Raw genomic sequence first — 876 nt, 5'->3', positions numbered from 1 at the left:
ATCAGGCAGGAACCAACAAGGAAGAGAAATAGCTATGCCCACTCCACCGAGCCACCACGATCACGGTCCCGCCCACGCTGCCTCACCCAATGACGGTGGTCTACGCGACCCGGTGTGCGGTATGGCGGTTATACCTCCAAGTAAATTTGGCGAGTCTTACCAAGGACAGACGTATCAATTTTGTAGCCAGAAATGCCAAGAGAAATTTCGGGCAGATCCAGAACGCTACATTGGTAATCATCCCAGCGCTGAACCCAGCAGCGCCGCTATAGAGCCCACGCTACAGGTAGCCACTGAGTTTACCTGTCCTATGCACCCGGAAATAAGACAGCCAGGGCCCGGCAATTGCCCTAAATGTGGCATGACATTAGAGCCCGTCATGCCCGCGCTTGATGACGATGACAAACCCGAGCTCCTGGATTTCACCCGCCGCTTTTGGTGGTCGCTGCCTTTAACCGTAATGGTGGCCCTTCTAGCCATGGCGGGACACTCGTTACAACTCCTCCATGGCTCGATCCAAAACTGGATCGAGTTAGCTCTGGCGACACCGGTGACCTTATGGGCAGGTTGGCCCTTTTTTGTAAGGGGCATAGCCTCTATTAGAAATCGCAGTCCAAACATGTGGACTCTGATTGGTTTGGGTACCGCCGCAGCCTACCTTTACAGCGTCATGGCAACGCTCTTACCCCAAAGCTTTCCCGCCACCTTCATGCAAGATGGACGTATCGGCGTCTACTTCGAAGCCGCCGCGGTCATCATCTCGCTCACCTTGCTTGGGCAGATTCTTGAGCTCAAAGCCCGGTCGCAAACCTCCGCCGCCATTAAGTCCCTTCTTGGTCTATCTCCCAAGACTGCACGCCGGATCAATGCCGATGG

The 876-nt window shown here is 54.8% G+C and carries 2 pseudogenes; both read left to right on the top strand.

Annotated elements, in window-relative coordinates:
• Window positions 1-34: 34 nt before the first annotated feature.
• Window positions 35-367: pseudogene (locus tag MCRY_RS23710) on the top strand (YHS domain-containing protein); the annotation flags it as partial.
• Window positions 368-379: 12 nt separating this feature from the next.
• Window positions 380-876 (top strand): annotated as a pseudogene (locus MCRY_RS23705) (haloacid dehalogenase); the annotation flags it as partial.

Origin of the sequence: Marivita cryptomonadis (genome assembly GCF_002115725.1) — a bacterium.
Lineage (GTDB): Bacteria > Pseudomonadota > Alphaproteobacteria > Rhodobacterales > Rhodobacteraceae > Marivita > Marivita cryptomonadis.
This window is presented reverse-complemented; position numbering and strand designations above follow the sequence as displayed.